This window comes from Yimella lutea, from assembly GCF_006715095.1.
In the GTDB taxonomy this organism is placed as follows: Bacteria; Actinomycetota; Actinomycetes; order Actinomycetales; family Dermatophilaceae; genus Yimella; species Yimella lutea.
In genome coordinates, this window is record NZ_VFMO01000001.1 from 371,350 (window position 1) to 390,706 (window position 19,357).

Here is a 19,357-nt window from a genome sequence, read left to right on the forward strand (position 1 = left end):
CGGACTTTCGGGTCAGAGGTCGAGGTCGGACTGACCGAACTTGGACTCCAGGAAGCGCCCGTGCACCTGCAACGCCTGCACATCGCGCATCCGACTCGCCTCGGCCAACTCACCCACGGAGCGGCGCAGCGCGGTGAGTTGCTCGACCAACTGATCGTCGGCGGCGGCCATCTCCGGCGAACCCGGGGCCGCCGCGCGTGACGCGCCGACGTACGTCCGGATGGTGCTGGGCAGGTAGTCGGTCAGCACGCCGAAGATCGCGACCCGCACCGAGATGTCGAGCATGTTCGCTTCGGGCGAGGTGAGCACGGTACGGACGGTGTCGGTGACCGAGCGCGCGAGCACGACGCCGAGCCCGGGCAGGTGCGCAGCGCTCTGGTTGATCTCGAGCACCAGCGATTGGTTGTGCCGCAGCAATGAGGGGACGTCGTCCCCTTCCGGCTTGGGCGGCGGCGTGGCCGCGGTGGTGTCGACCGCCCGGCCACCTCGCTGGGACTGCGCCCGCGCGCGGTCCGACATCACCGAACCGCGGGCGGCCTGACCGCCTTGAGCCTGACCGTTCTGGCCGGGCTCGAACAGTCGTGACAGGAGCCCCACTTACTGATTTCCGCCCTGGTGCGGGTACGGCGGCTGCTCGCCCTGCCGCGGACCCTGCTGCTGGATGTTGTTCGGGATTCCGGGGCGCTGCTGCGGCGGCTGGAACTGCGCCGAGGTCGTCGCGTCCACACCCTGGTTGCGCAACGAACGCTCCAGGTACGGCTTGGCGCGCTGCACCTGACCCTCGAGGGCCTGGACGGTGGTCGCCATGTTCTGCGTGGCCTGCGAGCGGAAGGTGTCGATCGCATCCATCGTCTGGAAGACGTTGTCGAACGCGCGCTGCAGCTTGTCGATCTCGATCGTGCTGGACGCCGCCTGCTCGTGGATCTCGACGCCCTGCGTCTTCAGCTGCTCGCTGGTCTTCTCGATCAGGCTGGACGTGGTGGAGTTCAGCGCGGTGATCTGGTCGAGGACGATCTTCTGCTGGCTGAGCGCCTGGCTGACGATGACCGCCGTGCGCAGCGCCGCGACCGTGGTGGTCTGGGCGCGGTCGACGCCGCGGATGAGCTCGACGTTGTTCTTGCGGACGAGGTCGAGCGCCAGGTAGCCCTGAACCGCCACGGCCATCTGGGTCATGATGTCCTGCCGGCGCTGGCGCACCGCGAACAACACGTCCGACTTCATGATCTGCGCGTCCTCGGTGCGGCCCTCGGCCTCGAGTCCGGCGATCTTGCTCTCGACGGCCTTGTCGAGCGCCGTTGCGAGCTGGTTGTACTCGCCCAGCTTCTGCATCGCGTTCCACATGTTCGTGCGCTCGACGTCGATGGACGCGTTGTCCTTGCGCAGTTCGTCCTGGCCGCTGGCGAGGCTGCGGATGATGGAGTCCAGGTGGCTCTGCGCCGACTGGTACTTCATGAAGTAGTTCTCGATCTTGTTGCCGCCCGGCATCCACTTCAGGATCTTCTTGGCGCCCTTGAGGTCCGCACGGTTCGGGTCGAGATCGGTGATCGTGCGACGCAGGTCGACCAGCGTTCCCGACACCTTGCCCTGCGCGGAGTCCTTGCCGCCCTGGGCGGCCGGGCGCTGCAGCATCCGGTTGGAGACCTCGGAGCTCTTGCGGATCTCGCTGTCACCCATGAGAACGATGGAGTTGACCTTCTCGGTGAAGGCCGGCGACTTCATGTCCATGCTGGTGAGGTCTTCGACGTACGCCTGCGCCTTCTTGTCCAGTTCGGACTGCGCCTCGGCATTCACCGGGACGGCCTGCACCGCCTGGCTCTCCTCGACGACGGCTACCGCAGCGGGCGCTTCGAGGACGAGTCCCTCACCGCCGGGTGCGCTCGTCGCGGTCTGGGTGGGCTTGGTCGGCTGGCCGCCGAGGTCAAGGTCGGACATGGATTGCCTCTCTCGTCACGCTTGCGTGCGGGGCTTCCCCCATTTGGTTCCCCACTCTAGGCGGAACGCCCTGCCCATTGGCTTGCGTTCCCGACCGAACACCTCTACCCCCGTAGTCAAAGTTTCCGATCGTCACAGCGACCACTTGTCGAGGCTCGAGAACTGGTCGCGGTAGCAACCCGTTTTCTTAATTACGCGCGTAGTTGCTGAGTGCGGCGCAGGGCCATCTCGGCGAGCCAGGCGGACGCCTGCCACAGGACGTCGTCGTCGAACGCTGCCCGTGGGGAGTGATTGTCGGCGGCCGTCTTCGGGTCGTCCGTCGGGCAGCAGCCGAGGAAGAAGTAGGCGCCCGGAACGCGTTCGAGCACGAACGAGAAGTCCTCGGCGCCCATCTCGGGGTCCTCGCGCTCGACGTAGGCGTCCGCGCCGAACAGGTCGGTGACCACCTGCCGCCCCAGGTCGTAGTCGGCATCGGTGTTCACGGTGGGCGGGTAGGACTCGACCACCTGATGTTCGGCACTCAGACCGTGGGCCTGCGAGATTCCCTCGGCCAGACGGATCACCCTCTCGCGCAAACGCTTTCGTGACTCCTGGGACAGCGACCGCAAGGTGATGTCGAGCTCGGCGGTGTCGGGGATGATGTTCGACTTCGTGCCCGCCGCGATGCGTCCGATGGTCGCCACGACCGGGTCGAAGACGTCGAACCGGCGCGTGACGGCGGTCTGGATCGCAAGCGCGATCTCGCAGACGACCGGCACCGGGTCGAGGGCGACGTGCGGCTGGGAGCCGTGACCACCCGCGCCCCGGACGACGATCTGGACGTCTTCCGCCGCCGCCATGCAGGCGCCGCGGGTCGTCCACCAAGTGCCCTTGTGGAAGGTGGCGGAGGCGACATGCATCGCGTACGCCGCCTCGACAGGTCGTCCGGCGATGTCGAGCAGACCCTCGTCGAGCATCGGCTCGGCACCGCCCGGGCCTTCCTCGGCGGGCTGGAACATGAGGACGACGTCACCGGCCAGTTCGTCCTTCAGCTGGCACAGGATGCGGGCTGCACCGACGAGACCGGCGACGTGCATGTCGTGCCCGCAAGCGTGCATGACCCCGGGATGCGTTGAGCAGTAATCGGATTCGTGAAGTTCCTGCACCGGCAACGCGTCCATGTCGCCGCGCAGCAGCACCACGGGTCCGTCGGTGCGGGCACCGCCACGGATCACGCCCACGACCGAGTCGAGGTTGTCGCTCTGGTGGATCTCGATCGGCAGACCGTCGAGCGCTTCGAGCAACCGCGCCTTGGTCAGCGGCAACCGCAGGCCGATCTCCGGGATGCGGTGCAAGTCGCGGCGCAACGAACGAAGGTCGTCGCTCATCTGCTGGGCAAGTTCGACGGTTCGGCTCACTCACCCGAGGGTAGTCAGGCCGGCCGGCGACGCAGCACGACGTACAAAACCAGCCCCGCGACCAACCCCCAGAACGCCGAACCGATCCCGGCGATCGTGATGCCGGACGCCGCCACGACGAGCGCGATCGCACCCGGTTCACGCGCGCTCTCCTGGGCCAGGGCGGACCAGGCAGCAGCGGCGAAGGTGGCGATCAGCGCGAGTCCGGCGATGGTCTCGACGATCACCTTCGGGGCCGCGACGGCGACGGCGGACACCAGTCCGGCAAGCGGGCCGAACGCGAGGTAGGTGAGCCCACAGGAGATTCCGGCGACCCACCGGCGCTTCGGGTCCGGTCCCGCCTCAGGGCCCGCCGCGAGCGCGGCAGAGATCGCGGCGAGATTGATCGCGTGACCTCCCGCGAGCGCGCACCGACCGCCGATGCACCGCCGGTGTACAGCAGCGGACCTCGCAGACCCGGCTTGTAACCGAAGGACGACAGCACCGCGATGCCCGGGATGTTCTGCGAACTCATCGTCACGATCCACAGCGGGATCGCGATCGCGAACATGGCTCCCGTGTCCCATTGCGGTGCAACGAAACCCAGGCTGGGTGCGGCATTGGACAGATCGAGATGTCCGAACACGCCGCGCACCGCCATCACCACGAACGCGGCGAGCAGCGCACCGATGATCGCCCATCGGCGAGCGAGCGCGGTGAGCACCACCCAGGTGAGGATCACCGGTCCGATCGCCCAGGGGTCCGCCTGGACGGCGGACACCGGTTCGATGACCAGTTGCAACAGCACCCCGGCGAGCATCGCGGACGCGAGCGGGGCCGGGATCGACTCGACCAGGCGACCGAGCGGGCGGATGAGCCCGCAGAGCGCGAGCAGGATGCCGCAGACCATGAATGCGCCCACGGCAGAAGCGAATCCGCCGTGCGGTGCAGCCGCAGCCGCGAGCAGCGCGGCACCTGGCGTGGACCACGCCATGGTGACCGGCATCTTCAGGCGCCAGCTGAACAGCACGCATCCCAGACCCATCGTCAGGCAGAGCGCCATGAGTCCGGAGGCTGCCTGCGCCTGCGATGCACCGACCGCGCGAAGCCCGGTCAGCACGACGGCGAACGAGGAGGTGAAACCGACGAGCCCACAGACGATGCCGGCCATGACCGTGGGCATGACCGAGGCCGTCACCGGCTGCGTCGTGCTCGAACTCATGGGACGTCAGCGTAGGAGTCGCTCCCCGACGCTCGAGGACCCGTCCAGCTCAGCCCCCCACTACACCCGTAGTCAAAGAAAGTGGCCGCAGTGACGACCGCCCGGTGCTCAGCATCGTTCGACGCGGTACAGGTCGAACCGGCGACCGGTGGTGGTGTCGACTGCCACGCAGAGACTGCCCGCGCTCAAAGCCACGGGCACTCCTTCGACCTCCGGTGAGAGTCCGCCACTGCGGTCGAGAGCCCGCGCCCGCCGCGAAGTCCCCCAGCTGCGCACGCACCCGATCCGGGACCCGGGGAGCACGAAAGATCAACGGTGATCATCGACCGTCCGTCGGCCGACCTGAGCAAGATCCTGCAGCGGCGTGCCACGAAGTAGTTGCGCCCGAGGACAACTCACGTGGTCTCGATCGCGGCACTCCGCTAACGCTCCGCACCTACTCGACCACCGTTCTGACGCCTGCTCGACCACCGTTCTGGCGCCTGCTCGACCACCGTTCCGACGCCTGCTCGACCACCGTTCCGACGCCTGCTCGACCACCGTTCCGACGCCTGCTCGACCACCGTTCTGGTGGTCGCACCGGCGGTGATGAGCCCGGCCGCAAGGACGATCGTGACCAGCGCGACGAGGCGCTGCGCGATGCCGAAACGGGTGTGGTCGGTCACCCTGTCAGGGTATGTCGAGCCCTTTCCGCACCGACGTCAGTGGTGTTGCTGCTGTTGCTGCGCCGTGATCCGCTGCTGCAACATCGCCAAGCCGGCCGGCGAGACGAGCGGCAGTTGCTGCTCGATGTTGCGCACCACGTGGTGGTCGTCAACGACCTTCTCGCTGCTCTGGATCAGGACGGTGCCGGCGCCGGTGAAGTCGTACTGCCGCTCCTCACCGGAGTTGATGCCGAGCATCGCCGCGCCCGCCGACATGAAGCTGTTGACCCAGTTCTGGTCGTAGTGCAGCGACGGGGACGGGCAGTCGGCCCAGCCCACGAGTGCCTCCGGGTCGACGCGCAGCGGCGGCTCGACGAACATCACCGGTCCGTTGGAGGACGCGAGGAACTTGCCGGTGCCGATGAGGGTGAGGAAGCCGGGCACGATCGACTGGTTGAGCTGGATACCCGGCTCCAACGCGAGCAGGTTGGACGCGCGGACGGTGAGGTTGCCCTCGTCCAGGTCGTAGCTGTTGATCGTGTAGCCACGGTCGCCGATGATCAGCGTGCCCTGGCCCTCGACGACGACGAAGTCCTGTTGGTACATCGGGGCGCTGAAAGTGCCGGCGACCATCTGCTGCAGGCCCGCTCCGATGCCCGCGGTCAGCGCGTGGAAGCTGGCCTGACCGTAGTAGGCGATCATCGCGCCCTTGCTCATGAACCAGGGACGGTCGAGCGTGAAGTAGTACGCGTACTCGTTGCCCGGGATGGTGTCGTTGCCTTGCAGCACACCGGGATTCAGAACATTGCTCACAGCTTCTCCTCCGATGCCTGCACCAGCACGACTCCCTGACCGTTGCACTGCAACTGCATCGCCTCACCCGAACCACGACCCACCGCGTCCCGCCAGCTCATCGCCGACTGCAGCTGGGTCTGGACGTTGCCGACCGTGCCGACGAACGCCTGCGGATCGACGACCACCGGGCCGTTGCCGACCGGGATCTCGATGAGTTCGCCGTGAGCGACCAGCACGACCGCACCGACGCCGCTGAGTTGGGTGGTGAACATCCCGTTGCCGGTGAGCGCACCGGTGGCTGCCCCGCGAAGTGCTCCGCGGAGCCCGCCTCCGCCGCCCTGCTGGGACTGGGTCGAAACGATGGACGCCTGCATCCCGGCGGTGTAACCGAGCATCCGGGACATGTCGGCAGTGACCTGTCCGCCCTGCGGCAGGTCGATGACGTGCAATGCCAGCCCCTGGAATCCGTAGTGCACCTGGCCGTTGCCCTGAGCGATCATCGTCCGCTCGTGCTCGCTGCGCATCATGGAGCCGACCATCGCGCCCATGCCACCGGGTGCGCCGCCGGCGCCCGGGATCTGGTGCGGCGCGAAGTGCACCTGGCCGGAGTAGAAGAGCATCGAACCGCGGCGCGACACGATCGGACCGGTACGCCCAAGGTCGGCCTTCACGACCTTGCTGTTGACCTTCTCGAACATGCCGATCACCGTTCCGCCGGCTGGATGGAGACGACGCCCTGGCCCTGCCAGCGCAGCGAGAACGCCTCGCCGCCGCCCTGCCCGACTGCGGATCGCCAGGAGACGTCGGTGACGAACGACTGCTGCAGTTGTCCCTTGGCCGCGACGAACGCGTCCGGGTCGACGACCAGCGGGAGGTTCGGGTTGACCTCGAGGTGGATCAGCGGGCCGCCCGCGCTCAGCAGCGCGACCTGACCGGTGCCGCTGACGGTCGTGGTGAACAACCCCTGTCCGCCGGACATCCCGCCGACTCCGGCGAACTGGACGTTGGTGTTGAGGTTGCCGGCAAGCGCCAGGATCTGGCGACTCTCGACCTGCATCGTCTCGTTGTTCAGCGGCAGCACGGTGACGTACTGCGCGTTGACGGCGAACTGGACGACGCCGTCGCCGGTGCACTCCATCAAGGTCAGCGACTCACCGGTCGCCTTCTGCTTGAGGCCGGCCAATACGCCTGCGCCACCGCCGAATCCGGCGGACTTGAACTGCACCTGGCCCTGGTAGGAAACCATCGAACCGCTGATCGCGCGCACCGACGACTTCTGCAACCTGGCCTCGATGACGCGCGACGAACGCGCGACGAGTTCTACCATTTCACCCTCCCTGGTCGGCACCATCCTGGCTGATGCCCGGGCCTGAGACGAGACCTGGCGGCGAAACGTTCCGGGGTCGGCGAGTGGGGCGCCCTCGGAAGCAAAGCAGCCGCGGACGCGGACAACACGCTTCGACGGGTGGGCACGTTCAGCCGTCGATGTCGGAGCGTTGGCGACCGACGTCGCGCAGGTTGGTGTCGAGGGTGACCCGGTTGTCGAAGACGAAGCACTCACCGTCGAAGTCCGCGTCCGCGTCCGGAATCTCCTTGAAGTAGTTGAGGATTCCGCCCTGGAGCTGGTGCACCTTCAAGCCGAGGTCCTGCATCCAGGGGCTCGACTTCTCACACCGGATGCCACCCGTGCAGTACATCGCGACCTGCTTGCCCTCGGCCTTCCACTCCGGAGCGTGTTGTTCGACGAAGTCGCGGAAATCGCGGAAGTTCACCACTCCGGGGTCGACCGCACCCCGGAAGCGGCCGACCTCGAACTCGAAAGAGTTGCGGTTGTCGATGACGACGACGTCGTCTCGTCGGATCAACTCGCGCCACTCATGAGGCGGAACGTCGGTGGCAGCCACGTCGTCGACGCGTGACGGCAGGTCGAGACCATCGACACCGAGCGGGACGATCTCCTGTTTGGCCTTGACCATCATGCGGGAGAACGGGATTCGCTCGTAGGCGGTGCGCTTGTAGGTGATCCCGCCGAACGCGACACCGACCGTCTGATCCGCCGCCGCCTCATCGATGAAGGCGTCGATGCGCTCGGGCGGTGCGGCGAGCATCCCGTTCACGCCCTCACCCGCGACCAGGATCGTCCCCAGCAGTCCCTCGGTCAGTTGACGCAGTCGGTCGCAGACAGCCGCGACGTCGTCGATGCGGACGAAGCGGTAGAACGCGATGTGGACCCCGGAACTCACCCGGTCATGGTGCCAGCGGGCGCAGGCTGCGCGAAATCTCGATCTCTTTCTGGCCAGCCCTGGTCCAGACGCGAGCGAGCCATTGTGAGCGTGGCCGACGACGGTGGCGGGTGGTCATCGGTTCCCGCCGTGGCATGGGAAGACCTGCCCATGCGGCGACCGGATCGTCGGACTCACGGTCACCGTCTGGTGAGTGTCGAGGTACTTCGCTCACACCACTCAAAGGAGAAACACCAATGAACACACCACTGCGGACGGCAGCGCTCGGCATCGCACTCACCTCCAGCCTCGTTCTCGCCGCCTGCGGCGGGTCGAGCGAGACGATCGGGTCCAGCTCCACCACGTCGAACTCCATCAAGTCGGGCACGTCGACCGGTTCGAACACCCAGGCGTCACACAACAGTGACGGCAGCACCCCACCGGGGTCGCAGTTACGTTTCGGCACGGCCGGCACCTTCGAGCGCACGACGATCGACAAAGGCAAGTACCGCTCGACCATTACGGTGCAGCAGCCGGAACAGGGCAGCGAAGACGACCTGGCGAAGATCCGTGAGATCGAGGACTTCGACTACCCGTCGGGGGCCACCGCATACTTCGTGCGGTACACCGTGCGGTACGACGCGGTCGACGCGGTCGCCGCCAAGAATCTGGGCGATGAGAACTCGGTGCCCGAGCGCCTCTCGCTGGATTCGATCGACCAGACCGGCTACGACAGCTCCGCGTCGGCGAAGGTCGGTGCGGGAGGCAAGAGCTACGCCTTCGACAAGTGCGCCATGGCCGAGCTGCCCGAAACTGTCCAGAACGGCACAACCGCGAGCTCGTGCCTGGTCTTCGTGCTCTTCCCCGGCAAGAAGCTGACCAAGGTGCGCTACGACGGCCAGGACAAGAGTCCGTACTCGTCGGAGGGCGGCAAGCCGGTCTTCTGGTCCTGAGCAGGTGGGTCGGCGCGATTGCGCGCCGACCCACCTGTTTCCACATGTTCTCTTCTCAGCGGTGCCGCAGGACGGCGTACAGCACGAAGCCCGCGACCAGTCCCCACAACGCCGATCCGATGAAGGCGATGTGCACGCCGGACTCGGGGATGTTCACGGCGTCGATGGTGCCAGCGGCGCGGGGCTGCCTTGAAAATCGACGCGGATGCGACATGATCGGCACATCTCGGGGAGCAGAAGGAAACCATGCGTCGAGTGTTCGTGGCGATCGCCGCTGCGTTGTTGGGGTCGAGTGTGCTGACGGGTTGTTGGACCGAGAGGCCCTGCTCGGACGGCGAGTATCCGGTGACCGGCACGGGCACCAATACCGGTGGCTCCGTGTGTGTGAAGGACGGTGAGGCGCCCCCGTCCGGCTTCGGCACCTACCCGCCCGGTAAGACGCCGATGGTTGCTGGTGAAACGCCGACCTGAGTCTCAACGAAGCCGAGGGATGACGTCTGTCACAACCGTCTCCAGAGTTTCACGTGAACCCACGTCGACCGCGTCCTGTCGCGGCCAGTGGGTGATGACGTCGGTGAACCCGAGTTCGGCGGCACGTCCGACCAGGGATGCTCGGCCAGCTGCATGCCGCGGCACCGAGCACGGGGATGTCGAGCTCAGCGGTTCGCCGGACCAGGGCGATCTCGGTGTCGTCACGTTCCGTGAGGGGAGCGTCGGACGCCGGGTGGCGGATGTCGGCGTACCGCAGCGGATCGATGTCGGCGCCGCCCGCCGGCTGGTCGCGCCAGGGTCCGTGGCTGACCGGTTCTGCGTAGGTGGTGATGCCGACGAGCGAGCGACTCACCGCGCCTGCCCGGCGGCCCCGTGCACCGACTCCCAGTGCAACCATTTGTCGGCGATCGCCCGGTCGACATCGATGCCGGTGCGGCGCGCGAACACCAGCAGCATGCCGATCGCGTCCGCCCATTCCGCGGCGAGCGCCTGCTCCTTCTGCTGATCGTCGAGGCCACGATCGCGGCCCTGCCCGGACGCGGTCAGCCACGCCTGGGCGAGCTCGCCGACCTCCTCGGTCAGTTTGAGCAGCACCCACTCGGGAGTGCGGTCGACGTCGTAGGCACGCGAGTAGCCCGCGGAGATGTGATCGATGCGGTCGGCGTACTCGGAAAGTTCCACCCGCGCACCGTAGCCGCGCGCGCCGACAGCAATCGAGTTGCGCCGGGACTCCACCACCGAAAGGGTCGAGCCATGAACGGGACGATCGTGACTCTGGGCGGCGGCGGGTTCTCGGATGCACACCGCGACTCCGCGATCGACGACTTCCTGCTCGACCTGACGGGAGCCTCGAGGCCGAAGGTCTGCTTCGTACCGACCGCGAGCGGTGACGCGGACGGGTACTCGCAGCGCTTCGAGGAGGCTTTCGCGGGCCGCGCGACGACGTCCGTGCTGTCGCTGTTCTGCCACAACCCGTGGGGTTACCTCGACCCGGAAATGCTGCTCGACCAGCACCTCATCTATGTCGGCGGCGGGTCGACCGCGAACCTGCTCGCGGTGTGGCGCCTGCACGGACTCCCCGACATCCTGTGGCGCGCAACGGAGCACGGCACCGTGCTGGCCGGTATCAGCGCGGGGATGAACTGCTGGTTCGAGCAGTCGTCGACCGACTCCTTCGGACCGCTCGCGCCGATGGACGACGGTCTCGGTTTTCTGCCCGGGAGCGCGTGCCCGCACAATCTCGGGGAGTCCGAGCGACGAGATCAGTACCTCGGCTGGGTCGCCTCCGGCGCGTTGAAGGACGGGTGGGCGGTCGACGATCACACCGCCCTGGTCTTCCGCGACGGCGAGTTCCTCGAAGCCATCGGTGAGCAGGACGGTCACCCGGCATTCCGGGTCGAACGGCGCGACGACGAGGCGCTCGAGACCGCTCTCGACGTCCGTCTGCTGCGTTAAGCCGAGACGATCTTGTCCGGCGGTTCGGCGAGGCCGCGCAGGTAGCCCGCGAAACCTTCCGGCGTTCGTGCAACGAATCGTCCGGACGTCACCACGGGCGCCGTCGCGGTGGCGACGACCGCCGCACCATCGCGCCGGATCGCGTCGACGAGCCGGACGTCCTCATGCACCGGCAGTTCCGGGAACTCGCCCGCGCGGCGGTAGGTGCTGAGCCGGACGCCGAGATTCGCTCCGTGCACGTACGGGTGATCCTCCGCCAGGACATGTCGCGCATGCCATGCCTCGATGACGCGCGGATCGACGCCGAGCGCTTCGGGCACGACCGTCCCTAGCACCAGATCGGCCCCGCCACAGGCCAGTTCGAGTTGCCGGGTGAGCCAGTGGTCCGGGACGACGCTGTCAGCGTCGGTGTTGGCCACCCAGGCGGTGCGGGCGTCCTGCACGCCGGCGAGCACCGCGGCGTGCTCGACACCGGCGCGGCGGGCTGCCCCGACCTGGCCGAAGGCACTGACCAACGCGTGCGCCCAATGCCGAGAGGCGACGATGTCGGCGGAGGAGTCGGTACACCGATCGAGCACGACCACGCAGGTCACCCGGGTTTCGGGCCGTTCGACGCTCAACCGCTCGATCGCAGCTTCGAGGCGGTCGAGGCAGCCAGGCAGCAGCGCCTCCTCGTCGCGCGCCGGCACGACGACAAGGATGTTACGGGGACAGGTTTCGATGTTCATTCTCGATTCGGAGGACAATGCGTTTGGGCCCACGGTGCCACCTCGCGGTGGTCAAATGGCCGTTGGCAGCGCGCGAAGTTTGCCGCCGAACCCAATGACGCATGCACTTTCGCCCGCAGGGGTGGACGTAGACGAGGGAGACCCCGATGAGCGACCCGCAGGCTCGCGCCGGACTGGCGCCGGACGCCGGACCGGATGATCTCTACGAGCAGGCCCGGCGGTCAGCAGGGGACGCGGCTGCGGCTCTGGCGCTGGCGCCCCGCATCGCCGAGGCGCTGCCGTTGCCCGGGTCGGGGTCGACCATCGAACTGTGGGAGGGCCTCGCCCGCCTGGGCATGATCGATCTGACCGTGGCACGCACCATCGAGCCGCAGCTGGACGCGCGGGCGATCCTCGCCGAGGCCGGCGACGACGCGCCCTGCGGCACCTGGGGTGTGTTCGCTGCGGAAGGTCCCGGCGTCCGGCTCACCGCGTCGCCGGACGGGGACGCGTGGAGGCTCGACGGGGTCAAGCCGTGGTGCTCGCTGGCTGCACACCTCGACCATGCGCTGGTCACCGCATGGGTCGACGACTCGCAACGCGGCTTGTTCGCCGTCGACCTGCAACAGGACGCAGTGACCGCCACCAGCGGCACCTGGGTCGCCCGCGGACTGCCGCAGGTGACGAGTGAGTCCGTCGAGTTCGCCGGGGTTGCGGCCACGCCCGTCGGTGATGCGGGCTGGTACCTGCGCCGGCCGGGGTTCGCGTGGGGCGGCATCGGTGTCGCAGCCGTGTGGTTCGGCGCTGCGGTGGCGCTTGCGTCCGCACTGACGTCGGCCGCCGGCAAACGGAAGCCCGACCAGATCGCACTGATGCACATCGGACGCTGTGACGCGGCCCTGCACGCGACCCGGTGCACCCTGCGGCAGGCAGCGGCCGACATCGATGCGGGCTCCGTGGACGACCCCGGTCTGCTCGCGGCGCGGGTGCGCACGATCGTGGCTCAGACCTGCGAGACGGTGATGACCGCCGTCGACCACGGCCTCGGCCCCGGGCCCCTCGTCGGGAACGAGGAGCACGCCGCCCGGGTCGCCGACCTACACCTGTACGTGCGTCAGTGGCATGCCGAGCGGGACCTCGCCGCGATCGGTTCGTCCGTGGTGTAGGAATGACGCAGACGTTCGACCTCGCCGACCCGGGCATTCCCGAGCGGGACTGGCTCGCCGCCCTCGCGTCGCGCGAATTTCCTACGCTTGATCTGCGAGCCTTCGAGCACCTTGTCGTCGTGGCCGCGCATCCGGACGACGAGACCCTCGGCGCCGGCGGACTGATGGCTACTGCAGCCGCTCTCGGGCTGAGGATCACGGTCGTCGTTCTGACCGATGGCGCTGCGTCACATCCGAACTCACCGACACACTCTCCGCGAGAACTGCGCCGCATCCGGGAGGCCGAGGTGCGTCACGCCGTGTCGTCGCTGGCTCCGGACGCGTCGGTCGTCACGCTCGGCCTGCCCGACGGCGCGCTGGCCGAGCAGGGCGACAAGCCGGTGAACGCGATCGTCGAGGCGATCGGTCTGGACGGCGCGTCCACGCTGTTGCTGTCACCCTGGCACGCCGACCGGCACCCCGACCACGCTGCGGCGGCGCAGGCGGCCGCGCTGTCCGCCCGCCGCACGGACGCAACCCACCTCGGCTACCCGATCTGGGCCTGGCATTGGAGTTCGGTCGACGAGTTCCCTTGGGAGTCAGCCGTTTCCATCGATCTGACGCCGTCGACCGTCGAATGGAAGCGGACGGCGATCGCGGCGCACACCAGTCAGGTCGAGCCGCTGTCGGACGCCCCAGGCGACGAGGCGCTCCTGCCAGATCACGTGCTGCAGCACTTCGCACGTGCTCAGGAAATCCTGCTGTCGCAGAACGTGATTCAGGATCAAGCTCTTGACGACCTGCACGACGAGCAGGCGGACCCGTGGAACGTCGACGAGTCCTGGTACGAACGGCGCAAGCGAGCGGTGACGCTCGGTCTGCTGACGCGTGCGCGGTACGAGTCGGCGCTCGAGGTCGGCTGCTCGATCGGTGCACTGACCACTGATCTGGCCGAACGCTGCGACCGCGTACTCGGTATCGATGCGAGCGCCCACGCGGCTCGCGCCGCAACCGCACGCGTACCGGAGAACGCCGAAATCCAGCAGCGCGATGCACCCGAGGACTGGCCGGACGGCAGGTTCGACCTGGTCGTGCTGTCCGAGGTCGGCTACTTCCTGAGCCCGCGCCGCTGGGACGCCTTGCTGGACCGCGTCCGCGAAAGTCTGACCGAGGGCGGCGAGGTGCTGTTGTGTCACTGGCTCCCGCAGCCGGACGGTTGGCCGATGGACGGCGAGGTCGTGCATGAAGCCGCGATCGAGCGTCTGAGCGGAGAAGGGCGGCGCGTAGTCGTGCAGTACCGGGACGACCACGTCCGCATGGAGGTCATCGGAGCCAGTCCGGTCAGGCCTGACTGATCAAGTTGGTGGAGCCCGGCTCGCAACAGTTGCGAACTGCGGGGGCGGGACGGACGGGCGGTCAGTCGCGCGGCGGAGACTCCAACTGCTCGAGCTCGTGCGACAACTGCTCCAGCTCCTCGCCGCCGGCCATCTGCGCCGTCAGCTCGTCCAGCGTGATCTGCGAACGCTCTCGATCCAGCGCCACACCGCCGAGTTTGAGCACGACGAAGTGACTGCCGACGAGGTGGGCGTGGTGTGGGTTGTGGGTGATGAACACGACGCCGAGGCCGGCGTCCCGAGCCTTGATGATGTACTTCAGCACCACACCCGACTGCTTCACACCGAGGGCGGCGGTCGGCTCGTCGAGGATGATCACCTTGGCGCCGAAGTAGATCGCGCGGGCGATGGCCACACATTGCTTCTGGCCACCGGACAGCGCACCGACGGGTCGGTCGAGGTCGGGGATCTGAATGCCCATCTTCGACAGTTCGGCGCCGGTGATCTTCTTCATCTCGGCGATCTTCATCAACCCGAGCGGGCCACGAATCTCCTTGCCGAGGAAGAAGTTGCGCCACACCGACATCAACGGTGCGAGCGCGAGGTCCTGGTAGACGGTCGCGATTCCGGCGTCCAGCGCCTCCCGCGGCGACTTGAACCGGGTCGGCTCGCCGTTGACCACCATCTCGCCGGACGTGTGCTCGTGCAGTCCGGCCATGATCTTGATCAGCGTCGACTTGCCGGCGCCGTTGTCGCCCAGCACGCAGGTGACCTCGCCCTGCCGCACGACCAGGTCGACGCCGGCGAGCGCCTCGACGTTGCCATAGGACTTGCCGACGTCCTGCAGCTCGACCACCGGGCCGCGTCCGGACGCGTCCGGCGTCTTCTCCTCCAGAGGGGCGCCGATGTCGGTCATCGCTTCTCCGCCTGTCGCCGGATGTAGGTGTTCACCAGAGTGGCGAGCACCAACATGATGCCGAGGAAGGTCTTCAACCAGTCGGGGTTCCAGCCGGCGTAGGTGATGCCGAGGTTGGTCATGCCGTAGATCAGCGCGCCGAGCGAGGCACCGATCACCGAGCCATAACCGCCGGTCAGCAGACACCCGCCGACGACCGCGGCGATGATGAAGATGAACTCGTCGCCGACACCGATGTTCGACTGCACGCTGCCGTAGTTGAACAGCGTGTGCATGCCCAGCAGCCAGGCGCAGAACCCGACGAACATGAACAGCCCGATCTTCACCTTGGTGACCGGGACGCCGACCGCGCGGGCCGCGTCCGCGTCGCCACCCGAGGCGAGGATCCAGTTGCCGAGCCGTGTCTTGGCGAGCACCAGCGCACCGAGCGCGGTGAGCAGGATCCAGAACAGGACGGTGATCTTCAGGTTCACCCGGCCGATGGTCAGCGAGGCCGCGAAGATGTTCTGCGCCGCGTCAAACCCGTCCATGTCCGAGATCCGCGGCGAGGTGACCCCACCGGTGATCTTCTTGGTCATCGCCAGGTTGAAACCCTGCAGGATGAAGAAGGTGCCGAGCGTCACCAGGAAGCTCGGCAGCTTCGTCCGCACCAACAACAGCCCGTTGAGGAAGCCGACGAGCAGCGCGACCGCGAGCGCCACGATCACCCCGACCCACAGGTTGGTACTGAACTGCCAGGCGAACATCGACGCGACCAGCGCCGACGTCGTCATGGCCACACCGGCCGACAGGTCGAACTCGCCGCCGATCATCAGCAACGCCACCGGCACCGCCATCATCCCGATGGTGGACGCGAGGTACCCGATCGTGCCGATCGCCGCCACCGAACGGAACGGGGGCGCGACGGTCAGGAAGAGGACGAGGACGGCGACCGCTCCGATGAGCGCTCCGACCTCGGGTGTGCTGAGCAGACCGGCGAGCGGCGACCGGGCCTTGACCCGGTCGTCACCCTTCGTCGTCGGTGTGGAACTCATGAATCAGCGGATGCCCTGCGAGGCGTACTTCTCGACCGCGTCGACGTTGCTCTTGTCGATGAACGCCGGCCCGGTGAGCGTCGGCTGACCGCCGCCGACCGTGCTGCCGTTGTACTTGTAGAGCCAGATCGACTGGATCGCGAGGTAACCCTGCAGCCACGGCTGCTGGTCGATCGCGAACTCGATCTTGCCGTCCTTGATCGCCTTCACCAGGTCGGCGTTGGTGTCGAACGTGCCGACCTTCGCCTTCGACGACGCCCCGTCACGGCCCTTCAGCGCGTTCAGCGACACGTCGGCGTTGAGGCCGATGATCCAGTCGATGTTCTTGGCCTGCGAGAGCTTGGCCTGGACGCTGGTGACGATGTTCGGCAGGTTCTTGCCGTCGACGTACAGCGTCTGGGTCGAGGGCACCTTCGCCTTCACACCGGCGCAGCGGTCCTCGAGGCCGACGTTGCCCTGCTCGTGAATGATGCACAGCGGGGTGGTGGCGCCGGCGGCCTTGAGCTTGTCGCCCACCGCTTCACCGGCGGTCTTCTCCGGCTGACCGAAGAACCCGATGAGACCGAACTCCTTGGCCTTGTCGCTGCCGGAGTTCACGCCGACGACCGGGATCTTCGCCTTGGTGGCGTTGCCGACGGCACCCTTCATGGCGTCCGGCTTGCCCAGGGTCGTGGCCACCCCGGCGACCTTCTTGTCGACGGCGGCCTGCACCAGCGATGCCTGCTTGGTGCCGTCGGGGTCGGCGGAATACTCGAGCTTGATGTTGTACGTCTTCGCGGCCGTCTCGGCACCCTTGCGGACGATGTCCCAGAAGGTGTCGCCGGGACCGGAGTGGGTGACCAAGGCGACGGTCATCGACGGGGTGTCGACGCCGCCGCTGCCACCGGCCGCCTTGGAGGACGCCGACTCGGTGGCCTTCTTGCCACCGGAGTCGCTGCTGCACCCGGTGATCGCGAGCGCTGCGGCGGCACCGACGGCCGCCAGTTTGATTACAGCCTTGCCAGTCATGGCTGTTCCTTTCCGTCACGTCCTTGGGACGGCGATGAAGAAGTGGGACTTTGTCTGCTGGCGACTATCTCAGTCGCCGCGTTCCGGCGGTCGAATCGACACGGGAAGATAACCGACCGTTGCGTGAACGTTGTGGCCCCCTTCCCTTTCCGGATCAGTCCAGCGCGATCGACATCAGGTAGCCGACCGACCGGCTGACGTCGCCGATTGGTTCCAGATCCGACCCGGCCGGATCGACGTCCAGGATCGTGTCCTGTTCGAGCACGTACCAACCGGTGTAGCCGGACGCCTCCAGACTGCGCACGATGCGATCGATCGGCACATCACCGTCGCCGAGCGGCACATACATCCCCTGCGCCACCGCCTGCATGTAGGTCAGCGAGCCCTCCTGCGCCTGCCGGGCGAGGTCGAGGCGCACGTCCTTGAGGTGGACGTGCCCGATGCGGTCGGGGTGTTGTTCGGCGATCGCCACCGGGTCGCCTCCACCGATCAGCAGGTGCCCGGTGTCGAGGCAGAGCGCGATCGACGAACCCTCGACCACCTGCAGCGCTTCCTGCCCGCTCTCGATCATCGTGCCGACGTGCGGGTGCAGCGTCGCGCGCAGACCGTTCTCGGTCGCGGCGGCGTCGATGCGATCGAGATTGTGCAGCAACGATTCCCACTGCTCCTCCTCCAGCACCGGACGGGCGTCGTAACCGTCCTGGCCGGTGGAGGCGGCGATGACGACGGTCGACGCCTGCGCCAACACCAGCGAGTCGATCGCGCTGAGCACTTCCGGCAACGGGTCGTGGTCCGGGTCATGCAGCACGACCGGCACGAACTGGCCGACCGCCCGTAGGTCGTAGGAGACCAGCGTCTCGACCTTCGCGTCCGGGTTCTGCGGCAGGAAACCGTCCGGGCCGAACTCCGTTGCCTGCAGCCCGATTCCACGCATCTGTTCGAGCACCACCTCGGGCGGCAACTGGTAGCCCCAGCCGGGCACCTCGCACACGCCCCAGCTGATCGGGGCGCCGGCGATGCGGGAGGCGAGGGCGCTCATGCCGTGGCGACCTCGTCCATCGACACCGGGCGTCCACGCATCCGCGACAGTTCGCAGGCCTCGGCGATCCGGAACGCCTCCAACGCGTCCCGCACCGTGCACGGGCTCTCCCGCAGCCCGGACGCGACGTCGAAGAACGCGGTGAGTTCGGCCTGGTAGGCGGGCAGGAAGCGGTCCATGAAGTTGGTGTGCACCGGCCCCTTGGGGAAGTCGACGCCGTCCTCGGCCGAGACCATCGCGAGGGTGTCGTCGAGCCCGACGCACATCGAACCCTTGCTGCCGAAGACCTCCGTGCGCACGTCGTGACCCTGGCCGTTGTAGCGGGTGGAGGAGATCTGGACGACGGTCCCGGAGTCGAGCGTGAGCATCGCGCCGCCGGTGTCGTAGTCGCCGGACTCCTTGAAGAACTCGGCCCCCTGGTTACCGCCGGTCGCGTAGACGGTGGCGACCTCGCGTCCGGACACGAAGCGCACCACGTCGAAGTCGTGGATGTTGCAGTCGCGGAAGATGCCACCGGACGTCGGGATGTAAGACGCATGCGGCGGGTTCTGGTCGAGGGTGTGGCTGCGGATCGTGTGGATGAACCCGAGTTCGCCGGCGGCGACGGCCTGCTGCACCCGCTGGTAGCCGTGGTCGAAGCGGCGCTGGAAACCGACGTGCACCGGGGTGTCGGACGCCTCCGCCAAGCGGGTCAGGTCGATCGTCTCGTCCAGCGTGGCGGCGACCGGTTTCTCACAGAAGGTCCGGACGCCGGCCGCGATCGCCTTGCGCAGCATCGGCGCGTGCCCCGGCGTCGCGGTCGCGATCACCAACCCGTCCAGACCGGCAGCGAGCAACGCGTCCTCGCTGTCGACCACCTCGGCGCCTATCCCATCGGCTGCCTTGCGCGCCTGGTCGCCGACGAAGTCGTAGAGCACGAGTTCGTCGACGGATGCGAGGGAGTGGAGCGTGGCGGCATGGAACGCACCGATGCGTCCCACTCCCGTCAGGCCGATGCGCATGGGGTGTCCTTCCGAGCCGTTCGAAGCAATGGAGCGCCCGGCGGCGCCGCACTCCCAAGCTTTTCGGCCGTCCGGGAGGGTG

22 protein-coding genes and 1 pseudogene are annotated in these 19,357 nt (G+C 67.5%); 5 read left to right on the forward strand and 18 right to left on the reverse strand.

The annotated features are described in order from the left end of the window. Positions 1–12: 12 nt before the first annotated feature. From FB459_RS01730 to trhO, 10 genes and pseudogenes are all read right to left on the reverse strand, one after another. Positions 13–597, reverse strand: coding sequence for a hypothetical protein (locus tag FB459_RS01730; RefSeq protein ID WP_141927249.1), 585 nt, complete (start codon positions 595–597; stop codon positions 13–15). Next, positions 598–1,932, reverse strand: a complete 1,335-nt coding sequence (locus FB459_RS01735; protein WP_129626295.1) for a toxic anion resistance protein — start codon at positions 1,930–1,932, stop codon at positions 598–600. It lies immediately after the preceding gene. 191 nt (positions 1,933–2,123) lie between these two features. Next, positions 2,124–3,329 (reverse strand): M20 metallopeptidase family protein, encoded by a 1,206-nt coding sequence (locus FB459_RS01740; protein ID WP_246092274.1) that lies wholly within the window; start codon positions 3,327–3,329, stop codon positions 2,124–2,126. Positions 3,330–3,343: 14 nt separating this feature from the next. Continuing rightward, positions 3,344–3,895, reverse strand: a complete 552-nt coding sequence (locus tag FB459_RS18090) for a benzoate/H(+) symporter BenE family transporter (RefSeq protein ID WP_342771364.1) — start codon at positions 3,893–3,895, stop codon at positions 3,344–3,346. Next, positions 3,802–4,530: pseudogene (locus FB459_RS18095) on the reverse strand (benzoate/H(+) symporter BenE family transporter); the annotation flags it as partial. The pseudogene FB459_RS18095 and the gene FB459_RS18090, both read right to left, overlap by 94 nt. Positions 4,531–4,952: 422 nt before the next feature. Beyond that, positions 4,953–5,195 carry a hypothetical protein gene (locus FB459_RS01750; protein WP_141927250.1) on the reverse strand — a complete coding sequence of 81 codons (243 nt, stop codon included), beginning with the start codon at positions 5,193–5,195 and terminating at the stop codon, positions 4,953–4,955. 36 nt (positions 5,196–5,231) lie between these two features. Further along, positions 5,232–5,987: an AIM24 family protein gene (locus FB459_RS01755; protein WP_141927251.1), complete on the reverse strand. Its 756-nt coding sequence runs from the start codon at positions 5,985–5,987 to the stop codon at positions 5,232–5,234. Further along, positions 5,984–6,667 carry an AIM24 family protein gene (locus FB459_RS01760; protein ID WP_129626301.1) on the reverse strand — a complete coding sequence of 228 codons (684 nt, stop codon included), beginning with the start codon at positions 6,665–6,667 and terminating at the stop codon, positions 5,984–5,986. The genes FB459_RS01755 and FB459_RS01760 overlap by 4 nt, the downstream gene beginning before the upstream one ends. A 5-nt stretch (positions 6,668–6,672) precedes the next feature. Next, the gene (locus tag FB459_RS01765) at positions 6,673–7,296 is read right to left on the reverse strand and encodes an AIM24 family protein (protein ID WP_141927252.1); all 624 of its coding nucleotides are present in this window, start codon (positions 7,294–7,296) and stop codon (positions 6,673–6,675) included. 148 nt (positions 7,297–7,444) lie between these two features. Next, positions 7,445–8,212 (reverse strand): oxygen-dependent tRNA uridine(34) hydroxylase TrhO, encoded by a 768-nt coding sequence (trhO, locus tag FB459_RS01770; RefSeq protein ID WP_141927253.1) that lies wholly within the window; start codon positions 8,210–8,212, stop codon positions 7,445–7,447. Between the two features lie 236 nt (positions 8,213–8,448). Between trhO and FB459_RS01775 the strand changes: the two genes are divergently transcribed. Further along, entirely contained in the window at positions 8,449–9,144 is a 696-nt protein-coding gene (locus FB459_RS01775) for a hypothetical protein (protein ID WP_141927254.1), read from the forward strand. Positions 9,145–9,390: 246 nt separating this feature from the next. Further along, positions 9,391–9,615 carry a hypothetical protein gene (locus tag FB459_RS01780; RefSeq protein WP_141927255.1) on the forward strand — a complete coding sequence of 75 codons (225 nt, stop codon included), beginning with the start codon at positions 9,391–9,393 and terminating at the stop codon, positions 9,613–9,615. A gap of 49 nt (positions 9,616–9,664) precedes the next feature. Here FB459_RS01780 and FB459_RS01790 read toward each other — a convergent pair whose 3' ends face one another. Both FB459_RS01790 and FB459_RS01795 read right to left on the reverse strand, forming a co-directional pair. Then, a complete protein-coding gene (locus FB459_RS01790) occupies positions 9,665–9,988 on the reverse strand; it encodes a gamma-glutamyl-gamma-aminobutyrate hydrolase family protein (RefSeq protein WP_170221644.1) in 324 nt (107 codons plus the stop codon). After that, the gene (locus FB459_RS01795; RefSeq protein ID WP_141929369.1) at positions 9,985–10,317 is read right to left on the reverse strand and encodes a nucleoside triphosphate pyrophosphohydrolase family protein; all 333 of its coding nucleotides are present in this window, start codon (positions 10,315–10,317) and stop codon (positions 9,985–9,987) included. The genes FB459_RS01790 and FB459_RS01795 overlap by 4 nt, the downstream gene beginning before the upstream one ends. A 72-nt stretch (positions 10,318–10,389) precedes the next feature. Here FB459_RS01795 and FB459_RS01800 point away from each other — a divergent pair, with 72 nt between their 5' ends. Continuing rightward, a complete protein-coding gene (locus FB459_RS01800; protein ID WP_141927257.1) occupies positions 10,390–11,091 on the forward strand; it encodes a Type 1 glutamine amidotransferase-like domain-containing protein in 702 nt (233 codons plus the stop codon). Here the strand turns inward: FB459_RS01800 and FB459_RS01805 are convergent. After that, positions 11,088–11,819, reverse strand: coding sequence for a glycosyltransferase family 2 protein (locus FB459_RS01805; protein WP_141927258.1), 732 nt, complete (start codon positions 11,817–11,819; stop codon positions 11,088–11,090). The genes FB459_RS01800 and FB459_RS01805 overlap by 4 nt on opposite strands. Before the next feature lie 146 nt (positions 11,820–11,965). Between FB459_RS01805 and FB459_RS01810 the strand changes: the two genes are divergently transcribed. Continuing rightward, positions 11,966–12,964, forward strand: coding sequence for an acyl-CoA dehydrogenase family protein (locus FB459_RS01810; RefSeq protein ID WP_129626327.1), 999 nt, complete (start codon positions 11,966–11,968; stop codon positions 12,962–12,964). 2 nt (positions 12,965–12,966) lie between these two features. After that, a complete protein-coding gene (locus FB459_RS01815) occupies positions 12,967–14,298 on the forward strand; it encodes a PIG-L family deacetylase (protein WP_141927259.1) in 1,332 nt (443 codons plus the stop codon). A gap of 61 nt (positions 14,299–14,359) precedes the next feature. On the opposite strand, the gene FB459_RS01820 is transcribed toward FB459_RS01815, so the two are convergent. The 5 genes from FB459_RS01820 to FB459_RS01840 form a co-directional block, all read right to left on the reverse strand. After that, on the reverse strand, positions 14,360–15,193 hold the full coding sequence (locus FB459_RS01820) for an ATP-binding cassette domain-containing protein (RefSeq protein WP_129626331.1): 834 nt from the start codon (positions 15,191–15,193) through the stop codon (positions 14,360–14,362). Next, positions 15,190–16,227, reverse strand: coding sequence for an ABC transporter permease (locus FB459_RS01825; protein WP_141927260.1), 1,038 nt, complete (start codon positions 16,225–16,227; stop codon positions 15,190–15,192). The genes FB459_RS01820 and FB459_RS01825 overlap by 4 nt, the downstream gene beginning before the upstream one ends. A 3-nt stretch (positions 16,228–16,230) precedes the next feature. Continuing rightward, a complete protein-coding gene (locus tag FB459_RS01830; protein ID WP_141927261.1) occupies positions 16,231–17,235 on the reverse strand; it encodes a substrate-binding domain-containing protein in 1,005 nt (334 codons plus the stop codon). A 154-nt stretch (positions 17,236–17,389) separates the two neighbouring features. Continuing rightward, on the reverse strand, positions 17,390–18,274 hold the full coding sequence (locus tag FB459_RS01835; protein WP_141927262.1) for a TIM barrel protein: 885 nt from the start codon (positions 18,272–18,274) through the stop codon (positions 17,390–17,392). Then, positions 18,271–19,275 carry a Gfo/Idh/MocA family protein gene (locus tag FB459_RS01840; RefSeq protein ID WP_141927263.1) on the reverse strand — a complete coding sequence of 335 codons (1,005 nt, stop codon included), beginning with the start codon at positions 19,273–19,275 and terminating at the stop codon, positions 18,271–18,273. Before FB459_RS01840 ends, FB459_RS01835 begins: the two co-directional genes overlap by 4 nt. Between the last annotated feature and the right edge of the window lie 82 nt (positions 19,276–19,357).